Origin of the sequence: Hyphococcus sp. (assembly GCF_965267305.1) — a bacterium.
GTDB lineage: Bacteria > Pseudomonadota > Alphaproteobacteria > Caulobacterales > Parvularculaceae > Hyphococcus.
Window position 1 is genome coordinate 450926 of the sequence record NZ_OZ253945.1, and the last position, 15461, is coordinate 466386.

Consider the following 15461-nt stretch of genomic DNA (forward strand, 5'->3'; position numbering starts at 1 on the left):
GGAAACAGCGAAGGAGGTTAGTCTTCCTTCGCTTCCTCTTCTTTCTTGTCTTCGCCTTCCGCAGCTCCCGCAGTCGCTTCAGCTTCGTCGTCAGACGAGCGCAGCGCAGACGGCGCGGCGATGGTGGCGATGGTGAAGTCGCGGTCAGTAATGACGAAGGTCACGCCTTTGGGCAGCGTGATGGCCGAGGCGTGAATGCCGTCGCCGACTTCCAAGCCAGTGACGTCGATTTCGAACACTTCCGGAATGGCGGTCGCGGGGGCGTAAACCTCAACCGCGTGACGAACGACGTTCAGAACGCCGCCTTTCTTGAGACCCGGGGACTTTTCTTCGTTGATGAAACGCACTGAGACTTCGACGTCGATGCGGGTCTTTTCGTCAACGCGCATGAGATCGACATGGATCGGGTGGCCCTTGACCGGATGCACCTGAACGTCGCGGGCGATCACCGGCTGCTGGCCGTCTTCGCCGGGGACGTCGATCTTGGCGAGGTGGGAGCGCAGGCGTCCATTAAGATAGGCCTTGTTGACCTCATTCGATTTAAGGCTGATGGCCACCGGTCCCTGGTCGCCGCCGTAAAGGACGCCAGGCACCCAGCCTTCGCGCCGGGCCGCGCGGGCGCCGCCCGTGCCGGTTTGCTTGCGGGGTTCACAGTAAAAAACGTCGGTCTGTGCCATCGGTCTCGGCGTCCTTCGCGCAAAAACCGCCGCGGCGGCGAGCCATTTCCGGCTCCCGGGGCGGCGGGGAATTCCTGATTGAGCGGCGGTCTATAGTGGAAAGGCGGGCGGACCGCAAGCCGGGAAATCTTGCGATTTCGCCGTTATTGGAGGGCCAGGCCAGGGGCAGTCCGCATAGGCGAGAATGGCCTGGATGCGGCTGGAAAGCCTCTCCGTCCTAATTTTAGCAGCCACGCCCCGCAAGGCGGATATGGCAAACTGGCGTTAACTCACTGGGTTTAGGGTTTCGCGCTACACGAGCGAGTTTACGGGGCAGAAATGATATCTTCCGAGAAGGCCGCGGGTGACCGCATCAACGCGCCTTCGGGCGCGAGCCTTATGGGCCCGGCGCTGGCGGTTGGGGCCTTTGCGGTCATTTTCGCCTTTTTCGTCTTCGCGTTCTATCAGGATGTGTCGCAGGGCGAATTCCGCCGCCAGGAGCTCGACAGATCCCTCCGCACAATCGGGGCGACCACTGCCTGGGGGGCCGATAACTGGCTGAGCCAGCGCGTGGCGCTGGCGGAAAGTCTCGCCCAATCGGTCGCCGAGGATTTTGACGGCGAGAACGCGGTCCCTATCGTCCATAAGGACGTCTATGAGAAGACATTCATCTGGACCTATTTCGGCGAAGCGACCGGCGTCTATCATATCTGGCCGCCTGACGACACGCTGCCGGCCGATTACGATCCGCGCACGCGGCCATGGTACGCCGCTGCGATGCTGGCCGGCGAAACGACCCTCACGGAACCTTATTTCGACATCACCACCAATGTCGAAACCATCACCGTAGCGGGGCCTGTCTATCGCGACGGGAAATTGCTCGGCGTGGTCGGCGCGGATTTCTCGACGGATTCGTTGAGCGACATTCTGGCGGAAACCAATATGGGCGGCCTCGGTAAGGCTTTCCTCGTCTCCGGGGAGGGGAAGATCCTCGCTCATCCCGACCGCAGCCTCGTCTCCAAAGACATCGCCGCCGCTTTTCCCGGCCAGCGTCCAGAAATCGTCAGCGAGGTTCAGTATCTCGACGCGCTCGACGCGCCGCAGATCGTCATCTTCCAGCGCATTCCCTCGCTTTCCTCCGTGGACTGGTATCTGGGACTGTCAGTGGACAAGGCGGCGGCTTTCCATAGCGTGACCGAATTCCGCGAGTCCGCCGCTATTGCGGCGCTTGCGACGGCGATGCTGCTGGTCCTTGTTCTCGGGGTTGTCATACATCGCATGCTTGTGCGTCCGCTGATGAATGCGCGGATCGCCGCAGACGCCGCCAATGTGGCGAAATCGGAATTCATGGCGTCCATGAGCCATGAAATACGCACGCCCATGAACGGCGTTCTCGGCATGGCCGAAGTGCTGATGAACACCAATCTCGACAAGCGTCAGCGCGAACTCGCCGGGATTATCGTTTCATCGGGCAACGCCTTGATGACCGTGATCAATGACGTTCTGGACTTTTCGAAGCTGGAGGCGGGCAAGTTCCGCCTGTCGCCGCACCCTTTCAACCTTCGCCAAACCGTCAACGAAATCGCGGTGATGATGCAGGCGTCGGCGCTCGAAAAGGATATCGAGCTTATCGTCCGTTATGCTCCGGATATTCCGGAAGGCGTCATCGCGGATGAATCCCGCCTTCGCCAGGTGCTCGGCAATCTCATCGGCAACGCTGTGAAGTTCACCGAGCGCGGTTATGTGCTGATCGAAGTGACGGGCGCGCGCAAGGAAGCCGATGTTGATCTCGTCATCAGCGTCACCGACACCGGCGTCGGCATTCCAGAGCACCTGATTCCGCGCATGTTTGAAAAATTCGAGCAGGCGGATGCCTCCCATACCCGCAAATTCGGCGGCACAGGGCTTGGCCTCGCCATCTGCAAGAACATCGTGGAGCTGATGGGCGGAAAGATTGGCGCCAAAAGCCAGGTCGGCAAGGGCTCCCGCTTCTGGGTATCGCTGACGGCGCCGGCTGATGAGTCAATCCGCAGCCTGCCAGCGGTGTCGCCGACGGCCTTCAGCGGCGTTCGCCTTCTCGCTGTTGACGACAACGCCGTGAACCGCCGCATTCTGCAGGAGCTTTTCGACGGCTGGGGTTTCCGCGCGACCGTGGTCAGCGATCCGGTCAAGGCGATGGCCGCCCTGGAACGCTCCGTAACGGACAACGATCCCTATCACGCGCTAATCCTCGATTTTCAGATGCCGGAAGAGAACGGCGCCGAGCTTGCCGCGCGCATTCAGGCCGATCCGAAGTTCGGGACCATCCCCGTTCTGATCCTTTCTTCCGTAGACAATGCGCCGGCCGCCGCTGCGGCGGCGGGGGCGAGCATCGCCGCCTATTTGTCGAAACCCGTGCGGCCCTCGCAAATCATGGATTCCCTTGCGCAATCGCTCGCCGACGAAGCGCCGCGCCTACTACGCAAGGCGGCCCTCAATGGCCACGATGACGCCACACCCCATGAGCCGCTTGTTCAGTCCCGGACGAAAATCCTGATCGTCGAAGACAATCCGGTGAACCGCCTGGTGCTCACCCAGTTCATCGATCAGGACGCCTTTGAGGTGGTGATTGCCGAAAATGGGCTTGAGGCGGTTGAACAATTCAAGAAACACAACCCCGCTGTGGTGATGATGGACATCTCCATGCCGCTTATGGACGGCCTGCAGGCGACTCGGCTTATCCGCGAATATGAGGCCGATAACGGCCTGGAGCGGCGCCCGATCATTGCGACGACCGCCCATGTGCTCGACGAAGACCGCAAACGCTGCGACGCCGCCGGCATGGACGATTTTCTGACCAAGCCCATGAAAAGGACCGCCGTCGCCGAGGCTCTCGAAAGATGGCTTGGCGATGATCTTCAGGCGGTCGCCAATGACGGCTGATCCTATCTGAATGAAACTGTCTGCGGGGTCCTTTGGCCCTTGACTAGCGCTGTCTGTATTGTATTAGCGTATTAACACAGTAAAACAACAGGCGCTTCCCATGGCGGCGGATGCAAAAATCAAGGCGAATGCGTCCTCCGGCGGCGCGCGGGCAGGGGGCGAGCGCGCCCTCTTCGACGCCTTTGCGCAACTGAAATCCGGAAAGGAAGCCGCACGGTTTCTCCGCGACCTTGCGACGCCCGGCGAGTTGGAAGCCTTCGCCGAGCGCTGGCGCATCGCCCGCCTCCTCGATGAGGGACGGCTTTCCTATCGCGAGATCGCCGCGGCTACTGGCGCCTCAACGACGACCGTCGGCCGGGTCGCGCGGTTTTTGCGCGAGGAAAATCATCAGGGATACCGGCTCGTGCTCGACCGCATGGCTGAAAAATCAGGAGCGAAAAAATGAGCGAGCAAAGATTGCGCATCGCCATTCAGAAATCGGGCAGGCTGTCAGATGGCAGTTTTGAGCTACTTAAAAGTTGCGGCCTTACGGTCTCGCGCGGGCGCGACAAGCTTTATGGCCGCGTGCAGGAGCTGCCTATCGACGTGCTGCTCCTGCGCGACGACGATATTCCAGCGTTTGTCGCCGATGACGCCTGCGACATCGGCATTGTGGGACAGAATGTCTTTGAGGAGGAACGCCTCAGCGAAAGCCACGAAGCGCCGGCCGAAGAGGTGATGCCCCTCGGTTTCGCTCGCTGCCGGCTGATGCTCGCTGCGCCGAAAGAATGGAGTTTCGACGGCGCCGCCATGCTCGACGGAAAACGCATCGCGACGTCTTACCCGGCGCTTACCCGCGCCTGGCTGACGCGCGAGGGCGTCGACGCGAAAGCGGTGATGATGAAAGGCTCGGTCGAAGTGGCGCCGCGCCTCAAAATCGCCGACGCCATTTGCGACATCGTCTCCACTGGCGCGACGCTTGACGCCAATGGCCTCAAACCCGTCGCCAATGTCTTCGATTCCGAAGCGATCCTCATCCGCAACCGCAACGCCTTCTCACCGGAAAAACAGGCGGTCTTCGAAGCGCTGTTGAAACGCATCAACGGCGTCCTGACCTCGCGCGAGGCGAAATACATCATGATGAACGCGCCGCGCTCGGCGGTCGCCGCCATCACGGAGTTTCTTCCCGGCGCCGACGCGCCGACCGTGCTCGAACTCGCCGGCAATCCGGAGAAAGTCGCCATTCACGCCGTCTGCCGCGAGAGCGTTTTCTGGGACACGCTGGAAAAGCTCAAGAAACTCGGCGCCAGCGCGATCCTCGTCCTGCCGATCGAAAAGATGATGGCGTAACTAGTTCGCGTCGTAGTCGTAACGGAACGGCCCGAACCATTCGCCGGTCTGGCGGTCCTGCCAGCGCAGTTCGAAAACGCCCTGCCGCGGCTGTTCGTGATAGAGCGGAATGCGGTCGCTTTCGGTCCATTCGCCGCCATTGAAGCGATAGGCATAACGCTGCGCCCCGGCGACGAAGGTCTTGTTGATCTGCAACAGATCCTTGGTGATGTTGTCGCGCCACTCGAATTCCAGCGGCGGCGGCGTTTCTTTTTCCGCCCGCAGTTTCGTCTCCCGGTCGCTCGCGTTCTGAAGGAGGCGTTCATAGCTCGCGATATTGCCTGCAAGCGACGTCGATTGCTGGCGCGCGATTGTTTCGAAATCCGCCTGATGCTGGGGCAGGTAGAAGAACTCCGCGGCGGGGCGGCCGTCGATTTTATCAAGAAAAGTATCGATGTCGGCTTTCTGCGCGGAAAGACGCGCGGCGGTTTCCGCGGGGCCTTGCCCCTGAACCAGCGGCGCCTGCGCGGTCCGCTGCATGTCCCAATAGGCGAAAGGCATATCCGGGTCGATCTGGCGCGCCTCTTCGTAAAGCGCGTCGGCCTTGTCCATATCCGGCTCGTTGCGGCCGGCGATAACGAGTAGGCCCGCGTCGCGGTTTTTCCGTCCAAGCGCCGCCATGTCGGCGATCAGCGCGTCGCGCGAGACGGTGACGCGGCCCGCTTCGAAATAAAGCTGGGCGGCGTCGAGTTTCGACGGGCGCGCGTTCTGATAATGCTTTTTGATCGCGTCAAACGCGCTCGCACTGTCGCGACGCACGAACTGATAGATCCAGGCGTTGTTGAACGACTCGAAATCGGTTTTTGGATTCTGGATGATGGTGATGGAATCAACGCTTTCGCGGATGACGCCGACATCCTCCGAGATCTGCTCCACATCCTCCTTGATAAGGCCGAGCATCTCGCCGACGGATTCCGTCGCGGTCTTGCCCCCGCCGACCAGCATCATCAGTGCGAAGATGGCGGCGGCGCACAGCGAAAAGCGGAACGCATCACAGACGAAACAATTGCCCACGTCCTTGACGGCGGCGCTGTCTGCGGCATTGACGCCGCGCGCGTGACGAACGCAGAGAAAAACCGCGCCGGCGGTGGTGACGCCAAAGAGAGCCAGCAGCGCCGGCGGCGTGACCGCGTCGGTCAGGAAGCTCGCGAAATCCCCGAACAGGGCCACCGCGCCCCCGAACAGGGCGAAGAGCGACGGGCGTTCCGGAAATAGCGCCTTGACCCAGAGTTTCTGGTTGCCTGACATTTGAATGATGCTCCCCCGCAAGATCGGCCTTTACGCGGCGGGATTACCGGCGAAAACTCGATTCGCTGCAAGAGAAATAGTTGCTCGGAAGGCCGAGGGGACGGTTTTTGCGCAACCCGGCTTTTCAAGGCCTTCCGCCCGCGTTATACCGCCGCCTCTTTTTGAGGCTTATAGCCTCGCGATGCTGCCGTAGCTCAGGGGTAGAGCACTCCCTTGGTAAGGGAGAGGCCGAGAGTTCAATTCTCTCCGGCAGCACCATTTCCCAAGTCTTGCTTCTGCGATTTCAGGCCGCTTCAACACCGAAAAGGTCCAGAATTTCGGGCGTGACCCGCTTTGGCTTGCGGGTCTTCGCGTCGATCAGGCACCAGGTGGTTTCGACCTTGGCGGAGAAGCGGGCGGCCCCGGGCTTTCTGATGTCGATATGGCGGATGAAGCGGGGCCCCGAGGCGGGGCCGAGCCAGGTGCGGACTTCCACCGTCTCACCCTCGACCACCTGGTCGCGATAGTCGATCTCGTGCCGGAGTGCGACCCAGACCAGTTCTTCCTGCATTTTCGGTGTCGCTACGGCGCGCCAGTGGACCGTGCCGGCGTCCTGCGCCCAGATCAGATAGACCGCGTTGTTCACATGGCCGAGTTCGTCGATATGCGCCGCTTCCGCCCGCCGGGTCATGGCGACGGCGGTCTCGTAGGAGCGGGCCCCGGCGAGGTTTCCTGAGAGGGTGAGGTCAGCGGTCATGAGAGGCTCTCTAACCGGCCTTTAGCCCACGGAAAAGCCTGCAAAACAGCGCGCTTGACGGATCGGGCGGCAAGCCCTTTAAAGTCGCGCCTCATGCCGGAAAACAAGGACAAATCGCAGGATCGCCAGACCGCTGCCCCGAAAAAGCCCGCCGGAGCGGGGAACAGGGGCGCGAAGGCGAAGCAGCGCGAGGCGCGCCTTGCCGAGGCCCTGCGCGCCAATCTGCGGCGGCGCAAGGGGCCCGGGTCAGGCGGCGCTGAGAAGAGTACGAAAGAAGAATAATGGATAAACTGGCGATTATTGGCGGGCGGCCGCTCTATGGCGCGCTGCCGATCAGCGGCGCGAAAAACTCCGCGCTGAAAGTCATGGCGGCGTCGCTCCTCAGCGATGAGCCCCTGACGCTGCATAACGTGCCGCGCCTCGCGGATGTGGACATGCTGCTGAAGCTGCTGGAGCAGCATGGCGCCAGCGCTGATTTTAACGGCTCAACTCTGAAGCTGCATGCCAAGGACATCGCCTCGACGGAGGCGCCGTATGATCTGGTCCGGAAAATGCGGGCGAGTTTCAACGTGCTGGGCCCGCTTCTTGCGCGCGAGGGGAAGGCGAAAGTGTCGCTGCCCGGCGGCTGCGCCATCGGCGCCCGGCCGGTGGACCTGCATCTCAAGGCGCTAACCGCCATGGGCGCGAAGATCGACCTCGACGAGGGCTATGTGCTCGCCGAGGCGCCGGACGGGCTCCACGGCGCCCATGTGACCTTTCCCTTCGTTTCCGTCGGCGCGACCGAGCACACGATGCTCGCCGCCGCGCTGGCCAAGGGCGAGACGGTGATCGAGAATGCGGCCCGCGAGCCCGAAATCGCCGATCTCGCCGATTGCCTCAACGCCATGGGCGCGAAGGTGTCGGGCGCGGGGACGTCGAAGATCATTGTGGAGGGCGTCGACCGCCTCCGCGCTGCGGAACACAGCGTCTTGCCGGACCGGATCGAAACCGGCGCCTACGCCATGGCGGTGGCGGCGACCGGAGGCGAACTGACCCTCACGGGAACGCGCGCCGACCTTCTCGGCGCCGCCTGGGCCGCCATGGAAGAGGCCGGCGTCGAGATGGAGGAGGTCGAAAACGGCGTCCGCATCCGCCGCAACGGCGCGCGCTGCAAATCCATTGACATCATCACCCAGCCGTTCCCCGGCTTCCCGACCGACCTGCAGGCGCAGTTCATGGCGCTGATGGCGACGGCGGACGGGGTTTCAACGATCAAGGAGACGATCTTCGAGAACCGCTTCATGCATGCGCCGGAGCTCGGGCGCATGGGCGCAAAAATCTCCGTGGACGGACAGACGGCGACTGTTCGGGGCGTTCCGCGCCTCAAGGGCGCGCCCGTGATGGCGACGGATCTGCGCGCCTCCATGTCCCTCGTCATCGCCGGCCTCGCGGCGGAGGGGCAAACCATGGTCAATCGCGTCTATCATCTTGACCGCGGCTTTGAACGTCTGGAAGAAAAGCTGCAGGCATGCGGCGCGCTGATCGAACGCGTCAAGGAATAGGAGAGGCGGCTTGGCTTCGCTGAAAGACTATAAACCCCTGCGGCTCATGGCGGGCGATGAGGAGGATCTGAAAATCCTCTCCGCCGTGCTTCAAGACGCCGTAGCGAAGCTAGGCGATTTTGCGTTTCTTCCGGCGGAGCGGCGCTTCGCTTTTGTGACGAACCGCTTCTGCTGGGAATGCGCCGCCGACCGTAAGGCAGGGCCATTTGCTCGCGTGCGCGCGGGCGTCCATTTCGACGATGTGAAATCGGCGCAGTTTCAGCATCTCAGGACCGACGCCAAGGACGCCGTGGTCGAGTTTCTGGCCGCGCGTTTCGAGGCGGGCGAGGACGGGACCGGGGTTATTGTTCTTGATTTCGCCGGCGGCGGCGCCGTGCGCCTCGAAGTCGAGAGCGTCAACGCTTATCTCTCCGACATGTCCGATCCGTGGCGGACACGGTCGAAACCGGAACATAAAGACTGATGCAAAGCGTCATCCCGGATGCGCTGCAACATGAAATGTTGCTGCGCTGAGCCGGGATCGCTATCAGTGATAAGACCAGATCCCGTGTCTGCGCCGCATCGCTTCGCGCAGCGGCGCGCACGGGATGACGAAAGATGGACATGGTTTTACGACTTAATAATTCGAGTGCTGACTTCCCCTCTGCGTTCGACGCTTTTGTCGCGAAGGACCGGGACGGCGGCGCCGATGTGAGCGCCGTCGTGCGCGAGGTCATCGCGGCGGTGCGTTCGGGCGGCATGGACGCGCTCAAATCCTATACGCAGAAATTCGACGGCTTTTCGCTGACGGATAGCAATCTGCAAGTGACGCCTGAGGAAATCGGCGCGGCTGAAAAGTCCTGCGACAAGGATGACCTCGCAGCGCTCGACTTCGCCGCTGCGCGCATCCGCGCCTATCATGAAAAACAGATCCCGTCCGATATGCGCTATACGGACGATGAGGGCGTGACGCTAGGCTGGCGCTGGACCTGCGTTGACGCCGCGGGACTTTACGCGCCCGGCGGACGCGCCGCCTATCCGTCGTCCGTCCTGATGAACGCCATTCCGGCGAAGGTCGCGGGCGTCAAGCGCCTCGCCATGGTCACCCCGGCCCCGAAAGGTGAAATGAACCCTTTGGTGCTGGCTGCGGCGAAGCGCGCGGGCATCGACGAGGTCTATCGCATCGGCGGCGCGCAGGCCGTCGCCGCGCTCGCCTATGGCGCGGGGCCGATCATGCCGGTGGATGTGATCGTCGGCCCCGGCAATGCCTATGTGGCCGAGGCCAAACGTCAGGTCTTCGGAGCCGTCGGCATCGACAGCGTTGCGGGCCCGTCTGAAATTCTGGTTGTGTCCGATGGCAAAAGCGATCCGACCTGGATCGCCGCCGATCTGCTCTCGCAGGCCGAACACGATCCGTCGTCGCAAAGTGTGCTCATCACCGATGACGCAGCGTTCGCTGACAAAGTGCAAGACGCGGTGAAACAACAGCTCGCCGAGAACCCGCGCCGGGAGATCGCCGAAGCCGCGTGGAAAAACAATTCCGCGATCGTCATCGTCTCGTCGCTCGATGAAGCGCCGGCGCTGGTCGACCTCATCGCGCCGGAACACTTGGAACTCGCCGTCGACGATCCGGAAGCGCTTCTGGTCAAAGTCCGTCACGCAGGCGCGATCTTCCTCGGCCGCCACGCGCCAGAGGCAATCGGCGATTATGTGGCCGGTCCCGATCACGTTTTGCCGACTGCGCGCGCGGCGCGTTACGCGTCGGGCCTCTCCGTGCTCGATTTCATGAAGCGCACCTCGATCATCGGCTGCGATGCAGCGGCGGTCGCGAAGCTAGGTCCTGCGGCCGTGCGCCTCGCCGATGCGGAGGGGCTTCCGGCGCATGCGAAGTCGGTACGGGTGCGGCTTTAGAAGAATTGACATGTGCAATCTAGCGTTTATAGGGCGCTAGCATTGTTAAGCTAATCGCATTTGAAGCAAACTTTTTTCGTAACGCTGAAAAATTATGATTGGCCTCTTGTAGTTTATCGATTTGATCTCGGGCCGACATGTTAACGAAGACGGGCTCCGAAATACGATGACCTCTTTCGTCGGCTTCCCAAGCGGAAAGGTTGATAGGCTCAAAAGCGCCTGTTTGCCCGGCTTTCCAATGATCAATGGCCGATGACAATGTTGCACTACTTTGCTCGTACATACCCAGTGTCGCATCGCGTACTACACTTTGAATTTGCCCAAGGCCGCTAATGTAGTCGCGAATAAAGGGACGCAGATCTATAAATCCGTCTTGTAAGTATTCCCTTAGTTCAAGGAGAATATCGGATTTTATAATTTTTCCTGAAGAGTAGATGTCTAGATCGCCAAGAGGCTCAACAAAATATTCCGCTTGGTTATTTTTGTTATCGTCGCCATACAACCAATTTGCCTTATAATTGAACTTATGAATGGGGACGCCTTTGTGTTGGGCGTAGTTCCTCAATCCTTCTAAGAATCTGTAGCCGAGGACATTGTCGTATTGCTCTGTTCGAGTTTGCTCTATCTTTTGCCAACTATTTGATGTGGTCAAAAACCAGCGTTTTCTTTTTGAATTCATCTGGTCAAGGTAAAGGCGCGCGGCAGTAAAAAGATTTAGCAGATGCCTATTGGCTTCCTGCATGCCCAATGAACTTCTGTAATCGGTCATAAAGTTCTTTACGGACGCCTCGACGGCAACGCCAACGCAAAATTTCTCAAATGTTATTAGATTTCGAACTAGTATGTCGAAAGTTTCTTCTAGCTCCAGTATGTCGTTTAAAGTCTTAAATGCTTCGTTGATGACGTCAAAGTCAGTTTTGGTAAGCTCGACCTTTTGAGTTTTGGTGGCGATTAAATGTTCTGACAAATAGCATTTTTTCATGATGTTTTTTGCTGATTAGCTCTCGGATTATTGACCAGTTGAGGAAAATCGATTTCCTCTCCCGTCTCCTTCCACAACGGATATTTCTCCATCACGGATTTAAACAGCGTCGATTCCATCAGCACCTTCAGCCAGCGCTGAACATTGAGTATCGGCGCTGCGTCGAACCAGTCCTTGTCGGCGATGCGGAACTGGCGGACGAAGGGGAAGATGGCGATGTCGCTGAAGCCGCGCTCTGCGCCATGTAAATAATTGCTGTCCGCCAGGCGCGCGTCGAGCTTTTGTAAAAACTCAAACCCGGCTGCGCGGTGTTCCTCCGCGTCAGCGCCTTTATAACGCGTTGAATATTTATAGCGGTCTAGATGGTGTTTGAAGGGCCCGTCATTCTCGGCGATGAGGGCGTCGTCCTTGCGCGCCAGCCAGTCTTCGGGGTCGTTCTGCGCCAGCGCCCAGTTCATGACGTCTAGGCTTTCGTCGATGATGCGTTCACCGTCGACCAGCACCGGCACCGTGCCCTTGGGCGACGCCGCGAGCATGTCCTCCGGCTTGTCGCGCAACAGGATTTCGCGCAGGCGCACCTGCCTCCCGCTGGCCGCAATCGCCATCCGCGCCCGCATGGCGTAGGGGCAGCGCCGGAAGGAATAGAGGATGGGCGGCTGGCTAGGCATGGCTAGCCTTCATCCTGAGGAGCAAAAATCCCTTCGTCCTTCGAGACGGGCCTGTCGGCCCTTCTCAGGATGAAAGGATTTTTGTGTCTCGAAGGACGAAGGCGGGCTATCGAGCTTGTCTGCATTACTCTGGATTCCCGCTTTCGCGGGAAAGAACGGAGGAGGGGTTTTGACGAATGCCGATATGCTGCTCGCCGCGCGCCTTGGCGAGTTCGATCTGTTTCTGGCGTTCGGCGAAATCGCGGCGGCGTTCCTCTGAATATTCATCAATGCAATAAGGGCAGGAAACGCCGGCGACGTAATGCGGCGAGGCCTTGTCTTCTTCTGTGATCGGCCGGCGGCAGGCGTAACACTGATCGTAAGAGCCGGGCGCGAGATCGTGGCCTACGGAGACGCGCTGGTCGAAGACGAAACATTCGCCGCGCCAGAGGCTTTCTTCCTTAGGCACCGTTTCGAGATATTTGAGGATGCCGCCTTTCAGATGCACGACGTCTTCGACGCCTTCCGAGCGCAGGAACGCCACGGATTTTTCGCAACGAATGCCGCCCGTGCAATACATGGCGACTTTCTTGATGGGGTGCTCTTCGCGAAACTTGCGAAACCATGCCGGGAAGTCGCGGAAGGATGTCGTCTTCGGATCGATCGCGCCTTCGAAACTGCCGATGCCCACCTCATAGTCGTTGCGCGTGTCGATGACGATGGTGTCCGGGTCGGAGATCACCCTGTTCCAGTCGTGGGGTTCGACGTAACGCTCGCTGCTTTTATGAGCCGCCACGTCGCCGACGCCGAGCGTCACGATTTCTTTTTTGAGGCGCACCTTCATGCGCAGGAACGGATTTTCGTCCGTATAGCTCTCTTTCCAGTCGAGCCCATCACAGCCGGGCAGGGCTTTCAGGGCGCCGAGAACCGCATCGATCCCTTCGCGCGATCCTGCAATGGTGCCGTTGACGCCCTCGGAGGCGAGCAGGATGGTGCCGCGGACGCCATTGGCTTGCGCGCAAGCCAACAAGCCCGCCTGATGTTCTGCAAAATCGGGCAGGGGCGTGAATTTGTAAAAAGCGGCGACGACGATTTCGGCCATGGCGGGGTCTTAATCCATGACCGCCATTGGCTCAACTGTGGGCTCCACTAGAACCCGTAAATCAGGGACGCCTTGGCGATGGTGTCGGTGTTTACGCGGCCCAGCGGCGGGTCGGTCTCATAGCGGTATTCGAACGACAACCCTGTCGAAATGTCGCCCCAGAGCTGCGTCGTCAGCGAAGTGATCGACTGGAACGTCGTCGTGGGCGAGGTCCAGGTGGTGTTGAAATCCTGCTCGAATTTGACCCCCTCGCGGATCAGCCAGTCGAGCTCGGTGGCGGCGTAAACCGCGAGTTCGCTTTCGATCTCGCGCGTGTCGTCGATGGGCGAATAGCGGTAGCCGGGGCCGCCTTCGAGCTTCCATGTAAACTCTTCCGACTTGGCGAAATAATGGCCGAGGCCGGCGCCGCCGAAGAGGCGGTAGTCGAAGCCGGAGAAATCATCCTCGTCATAGGCGACGCGCGCATATGCGTAGGTGCGGTCGGTGAAATTGTAATCCAGCTTGTAGGAGAGGCCCCACCGCTTCTGGTTCGTCAGATTGTTGGACTCGCCATAGTCGAAATAGGCTTTCACATGATGCTTAAACTCGCCGTCTGTGCGTGCCGCATCGACGGCGACGCCGACGGCGGCGTTTTCGGAATTGCCGGATGACATGACGCCCGACGCGCTGATCTTGCCGTCCCAGGGTTTGACCGCGAGAAGGCCGCCCGTTGGCGCGGGTTCCTGTTCGGCTGCTTCTGGGGGTTCCAGCGCGGCGATGCGTGTTTGCGCCGAGGCGTCGATGGCCTCCGCATAGTCGGGGAAGACGGCTTTCACGGCTTTGGCGACGGCGGCGATCTCCGCCGGATCGCCGCTTTCCGTGGCGGCGTCGAGCATGGCGGCGGCGATATCGGGCATTGCCGCTTCCTGCTGGGCGACGGCAAGGCTCAAAAAGGCGGGCAGCGCAGCCGCGCCGGCGAGAAATCTGCGGTCCATGGATGGGCCCTTATGGTGACGGGATTAACAAAACATGCCGCGATTCGATTTGTTCCGGATGAAATCGCGGTCATGAAGCCCCCTGCATTATGTCCATGACTGTTTCCCGTGACGGGACCTCTCCTGGCGGCTAATAAGGGCTGGAGAGATTCGGGAGAAACATGGCCGGAGCGGAAAACGGCGGGGAGAAGTTTCACATCGTCAAGATCGACCTTGACGAGCGTTCCCTCGCGCCCGCCACCGCCGATATCGAGCATGAACGCAAGGTCGCGATTTATGACCTTCTGGAAGAGAATTACTTCCGCCCGGTGGGAGTCGATGACGGTCCATTCGAGCTATATCTCTCCAATGTTGAAAGGCGGCTGGTGTTTGACGTGCGCCGTGAGGGCGGTGAGGCGCTGGGACAGGTGCATCTCTCGATGACGCCGTTCCGCAAGATCATCAAAGACTATTTCATGTTGTGTGAGAGTTACTATGACGCGATCCGCAATGCGGCGCCGGCGCAGATCGAAACCATCGATATGGCGCGCCGCGCCATGCACAATGAAGGCGCTGACATCTTGACTGAGCGGTTGAAAGACAAAATCGAGGTCGACGCCAATACCGGCCGACGGCTATTCACGCTGATCTGCAGCTTTCATATGCGATAGGCGAAGAGGGAGAAATGACGAAATCGGTGCTCTTTGCCTGCAACATGAACTCCGTCCGCTCGCCCATGGCGGCGGCGCTGTTGAAGCTTGAAGCGGGCGACCGCATCCGGGTGGATTCCGCTGGCGTCTATGAAGGCGGGCTCGACCCGTTTGTGGAAATCGTCATGCGCGATCTCGACGTCGCCATGAACGATCATGAGCCCAAGACCCTGGGCGAGGTCGATCTCGCCGATTTCGACGTTGTGGTGGCGCTGACGCCGGAGGCGGCCGTCGAGGCGAGAAAACGTCTGCCCCGCGCCGCCATCGAGTTCTGGGACACCGAGAACCCGTCGGAAGAACGCGGCGGGCGGGACGCGATCATCGCGGCCTATGCGCGCGTCAGGGACCAGCTCCGGGAGAAGCTCGCCCGCCGTTTCCCCGATATCTATAAAAAGCCTTGATTTTCCGTCCGCAGCCAACCATGTTCCCGCCGCAGCCGGCGCGCTCAAGGCGCGATTCCGGCGTTATTTGTTGGTTTGAGGAGCGAATGGCGAAAGAAGAACTGCTCGAGTTTGAAGGCACGGTGGAGGAGCTCCTCCCCAATGCGACCTTCCGTGTGAAGCTCGAGAACGATCACGAGATCATCGCCCATACGGCGGGCAAGATGCGCAAGAACCGCATCCGCGTGCTCGCGGGCGACAAGGTGCTCGTGGAAATGACGCCATACGACCTCACCAAGGGCCGCATCACCTACCGCTTCAAATAG

17 protein-coding genes and 1 tRNA gene are annotated in these 15461 nt (G+C 60.3%); 11 read left to right on the forward strand and 7 right to left on the reverse strand.

The features are described 5' to 3' along the window. Positions 1-17 precede the first annotated feature (17 nt). Positions 18-677 (reverse strand): 50S ribosomal protein L25/general stress protein Ctc, encoded by a 660-nt coding sequence (locus tag ACQY5P_RS02140; protein WP_428409199.1) that lies wholly within the window; start codon positions 675-677, stop codon positions 18-20. 318 nt (positions 678-995) lie between these two features. On the opposite strand from ACQY5P_RS02140, the gene ACQY5P_RS02145 reads away from it, so the two are divergent. The 3 genes from ACQY5P_RS02145 to hisG all read left to right on the forward strand — a co-directional run bounded on the left by ACQY5P_RS02145 (position 996) and on the right by hisG (position 4907). Then, entirely contained in the window at positions 996-3578 is a 2583-nt protein-coding gene (locus tag ACQY5P_RS02145; RefSeq protein WP_428409200.1) for a response regulator, read from the forward strand. A 100-nt stretch (positions 3579-3678) separates the two neighbouring features. Next, a complete protein-coding gene (locus tag ACQY5P_RS02150) occupies positions 3679-4023 on the forward strand; it encodes a YerC/YecD family TrpR-related protein (RefSeq protein WP_428409201.1) in 345 nt (114 codons plus the stop codon). Then, positions 4020-4907 carry an ATP phosphoribosyltransferase gene (gene hisG / locus ACQY5P_RS02155; protein WP_428409202.1) on the forward strand — a complete coding sequence of 296 codons (888 nt, stop codon included), beginning with the start codon at positions 4020-4022 and terminating at the stop codon, positions 4905-4907. The genes ACQY5P_RS02150 and hisG overlap by 4 nt, the downstream gene beginning before the upstream one ends. On the opposite strand, the gene ACQY5P_RS02160 is transcribed toward hisG, so the two are convergent. After that, a complete protein-coding gene (locus ACQY5P_RS02160; RefSeq protein WP_428409203.1) occupies positions 4908-6194 on the reverse strand; it encodes a hypothetical protein in 1287 nt (428 codons plus the stop codon). It lies immediately after the preceding gene. A 183-nt stretch (positions 6195-6377) separates the two neighbouring features. On the opposite strand from ACQY5P_RS02160, the gene ACQY5P_RS02165 reads away from it, so the two are divergent. After that, positions 6378-6452 (forward strand) — tRNA-Thr (locus ACQY5P_RS02165). A gap of 25 nt (positions 6453-6477) precedes the next feature. Here ACQY5P_RS02165 and ACQY5P_RS02170 read toward each other — a convergent pair. Continuing rightward, positions 6478-6930, reverse strand: coding sequence for an acyl-CoA thioesterase (locus ACQY5P_RS02170; protein ID WP_428409204.1), 453 nt, complete (start codon positions 6928-6930; stop codon positions 6478-6480). Positions 6931-7023: 93 nt separating this feature from the next. Here ACQY5P_RS02170 and ACQY5P_RS02175 point away from each other — a divergent pair, with 93 nt between their 5' ends. The 4 genes from ACQY5P_RS02175 to hisD all read left to right on the forward strand — a co-directional run bounded on the left by ACQY5P_RS02175 (position 7024) and on the right by hisD (position 10361). Then, complete coding sequence (locus tag ACQY5P_RS02175) at positions 7024-7212, forward strand: hypothetical protein (RefSeq protein WP_428409205.1); 189 nt, start codon at positions 7024-7026, stop codon at positions 7210-7212. Continuing rightward, a complete protein-coding gene (gene murA / locus ACQY5P_RS02180) occupies positions 7212-8471 on the forward strand; it encodes a UDP-N-acetylglucosamine 1-carboxyvinyltransferase (protein ID WP_428409206.1) in 1260 nt (419 codons plus the stop codon). Before ACQY5P_RS02175 ends, murA begins: the two co-directional genes overlap by 1 nt. A 10-nt stretch (positions 8472-8481) precedes the next feature. After that, positions 8482-8934: a DUF2948 family protein gene (locus ACQY5P_RS02185; RefSeq protein WP_428409207.1), complete on the forward strand. Its 453-nt coding sequence runs from the start codon at positions 8482-8484 to the stop codon at positions 8932-8934. 140 nt (positions 8935-9074) lie between these two features. Beyond that, positions 9075-10361 (forward strand): histidinol dehydrogenase, encoded by a 1287-nt coding sequence (hisD, locus tag ACQY5P_RS02190; protein ID WP_428409208.1) that lies wholly within the window; start codon positions 9075-9077, stop codon positions 10359-10361. Between the two features lie 19 nt (positions 10362-10380). On the opposite strand, the gene ACQY5P_RS02195 is transcribed toward hisD, so the two are convergent. The 4 genes from ACQY5P_RS02195 to ACQY5P_RS02210 all read right to left on the reverse strand — a co-directional run bounded on the left by ACQY5P_RS02195 (position 10381) and on the right by ACQY5P_RS02210 (position 14066). Beyond that, positions 10381-11343: a hypothetical protein gene (locus ACQY5P_RS02195; RefSeq protein ID WP_428409209.1), complete on the reverse strand. Its 963-nt coding sequence runs from the start codon at positions 11341-11343 to the stop codon at positions 10381-10383. Then, on the reverse strand, positions 11340-12011 hold the full coding sequence (locus tag ACQY5P_RS02200) for a glutathione S-transferase (RefSeq protein ID WP_428409210.1): 672 nt from the start codon (positions 12009-12011) through the stop codon (positions 11340-11342). Before ACQY5P_RS02200 ends, ACQY5P_RS02195 begins: the two co-directional genes overlap by 4 nt. Positions 12012-12135: 124 nt before the next feature. Beyond that, positions 12136-13092, reverse strand: coding sequence for a rhodanese-related sulfurtransferase (locus tag ACQY5P_RS02205; protein WP_428409211.1), 957 nt, complete (start codon positions 13090-13092; stop codon positions 12136-12138). A 47-nt stretch (positions 13093-13139) separates the two neighbouring features. After that, positions 13140-14066: a DUF481 domain-containing protein gene (locus tag ACQY5P_RS02210; protein ID WP_428409212.1), complete on the reverse strand. Its 927-nt coding sequence runs from the start codon at positions 14064-14066 to the stop codon at positions 13140-13142. 161 nt (positions 14067-14227) lie between these two features. On the opposite strand from ACQY5P_RS02210, the gene ACQY5P_RS02215 reads away from it, so the two are divergent. From ACQY5P_RS02215 to infA, 3 genes are all read left to right on the forward strand, one after another. Further along, positions 14228-14716, forward strand: a complete 489-nt coding sequence (locus tag ACQY5P_RS02215; protein WP_428409213.1) for a UPF0262 family protein — start codon at positions 14228-14230, stop codon at positions 14714-14716. Positions 14717-14730: 14 nt separating this feature from the next. Next, entirely contained in the window at positions 14731-15156 is a 426-nt protein-coding gene (locus ACQY5P_RS02220; RefSeq protein WP_428409214.1) for a low molecular weight phosphatase family protein, read from the forward strand. An 86-nt stretch (positions 15157-15242) separates the two neighbouring features. Continuing rightward, a complete protein-coding gene (gene infA, locus ACQY5P_RS02225; RefSeq protein ID WP_104830882.1) occupies positions 15243-15461 on the forward strand; it encodes a translation initiation factor IF-1 in 219 nt (72 codons plus the stop codon).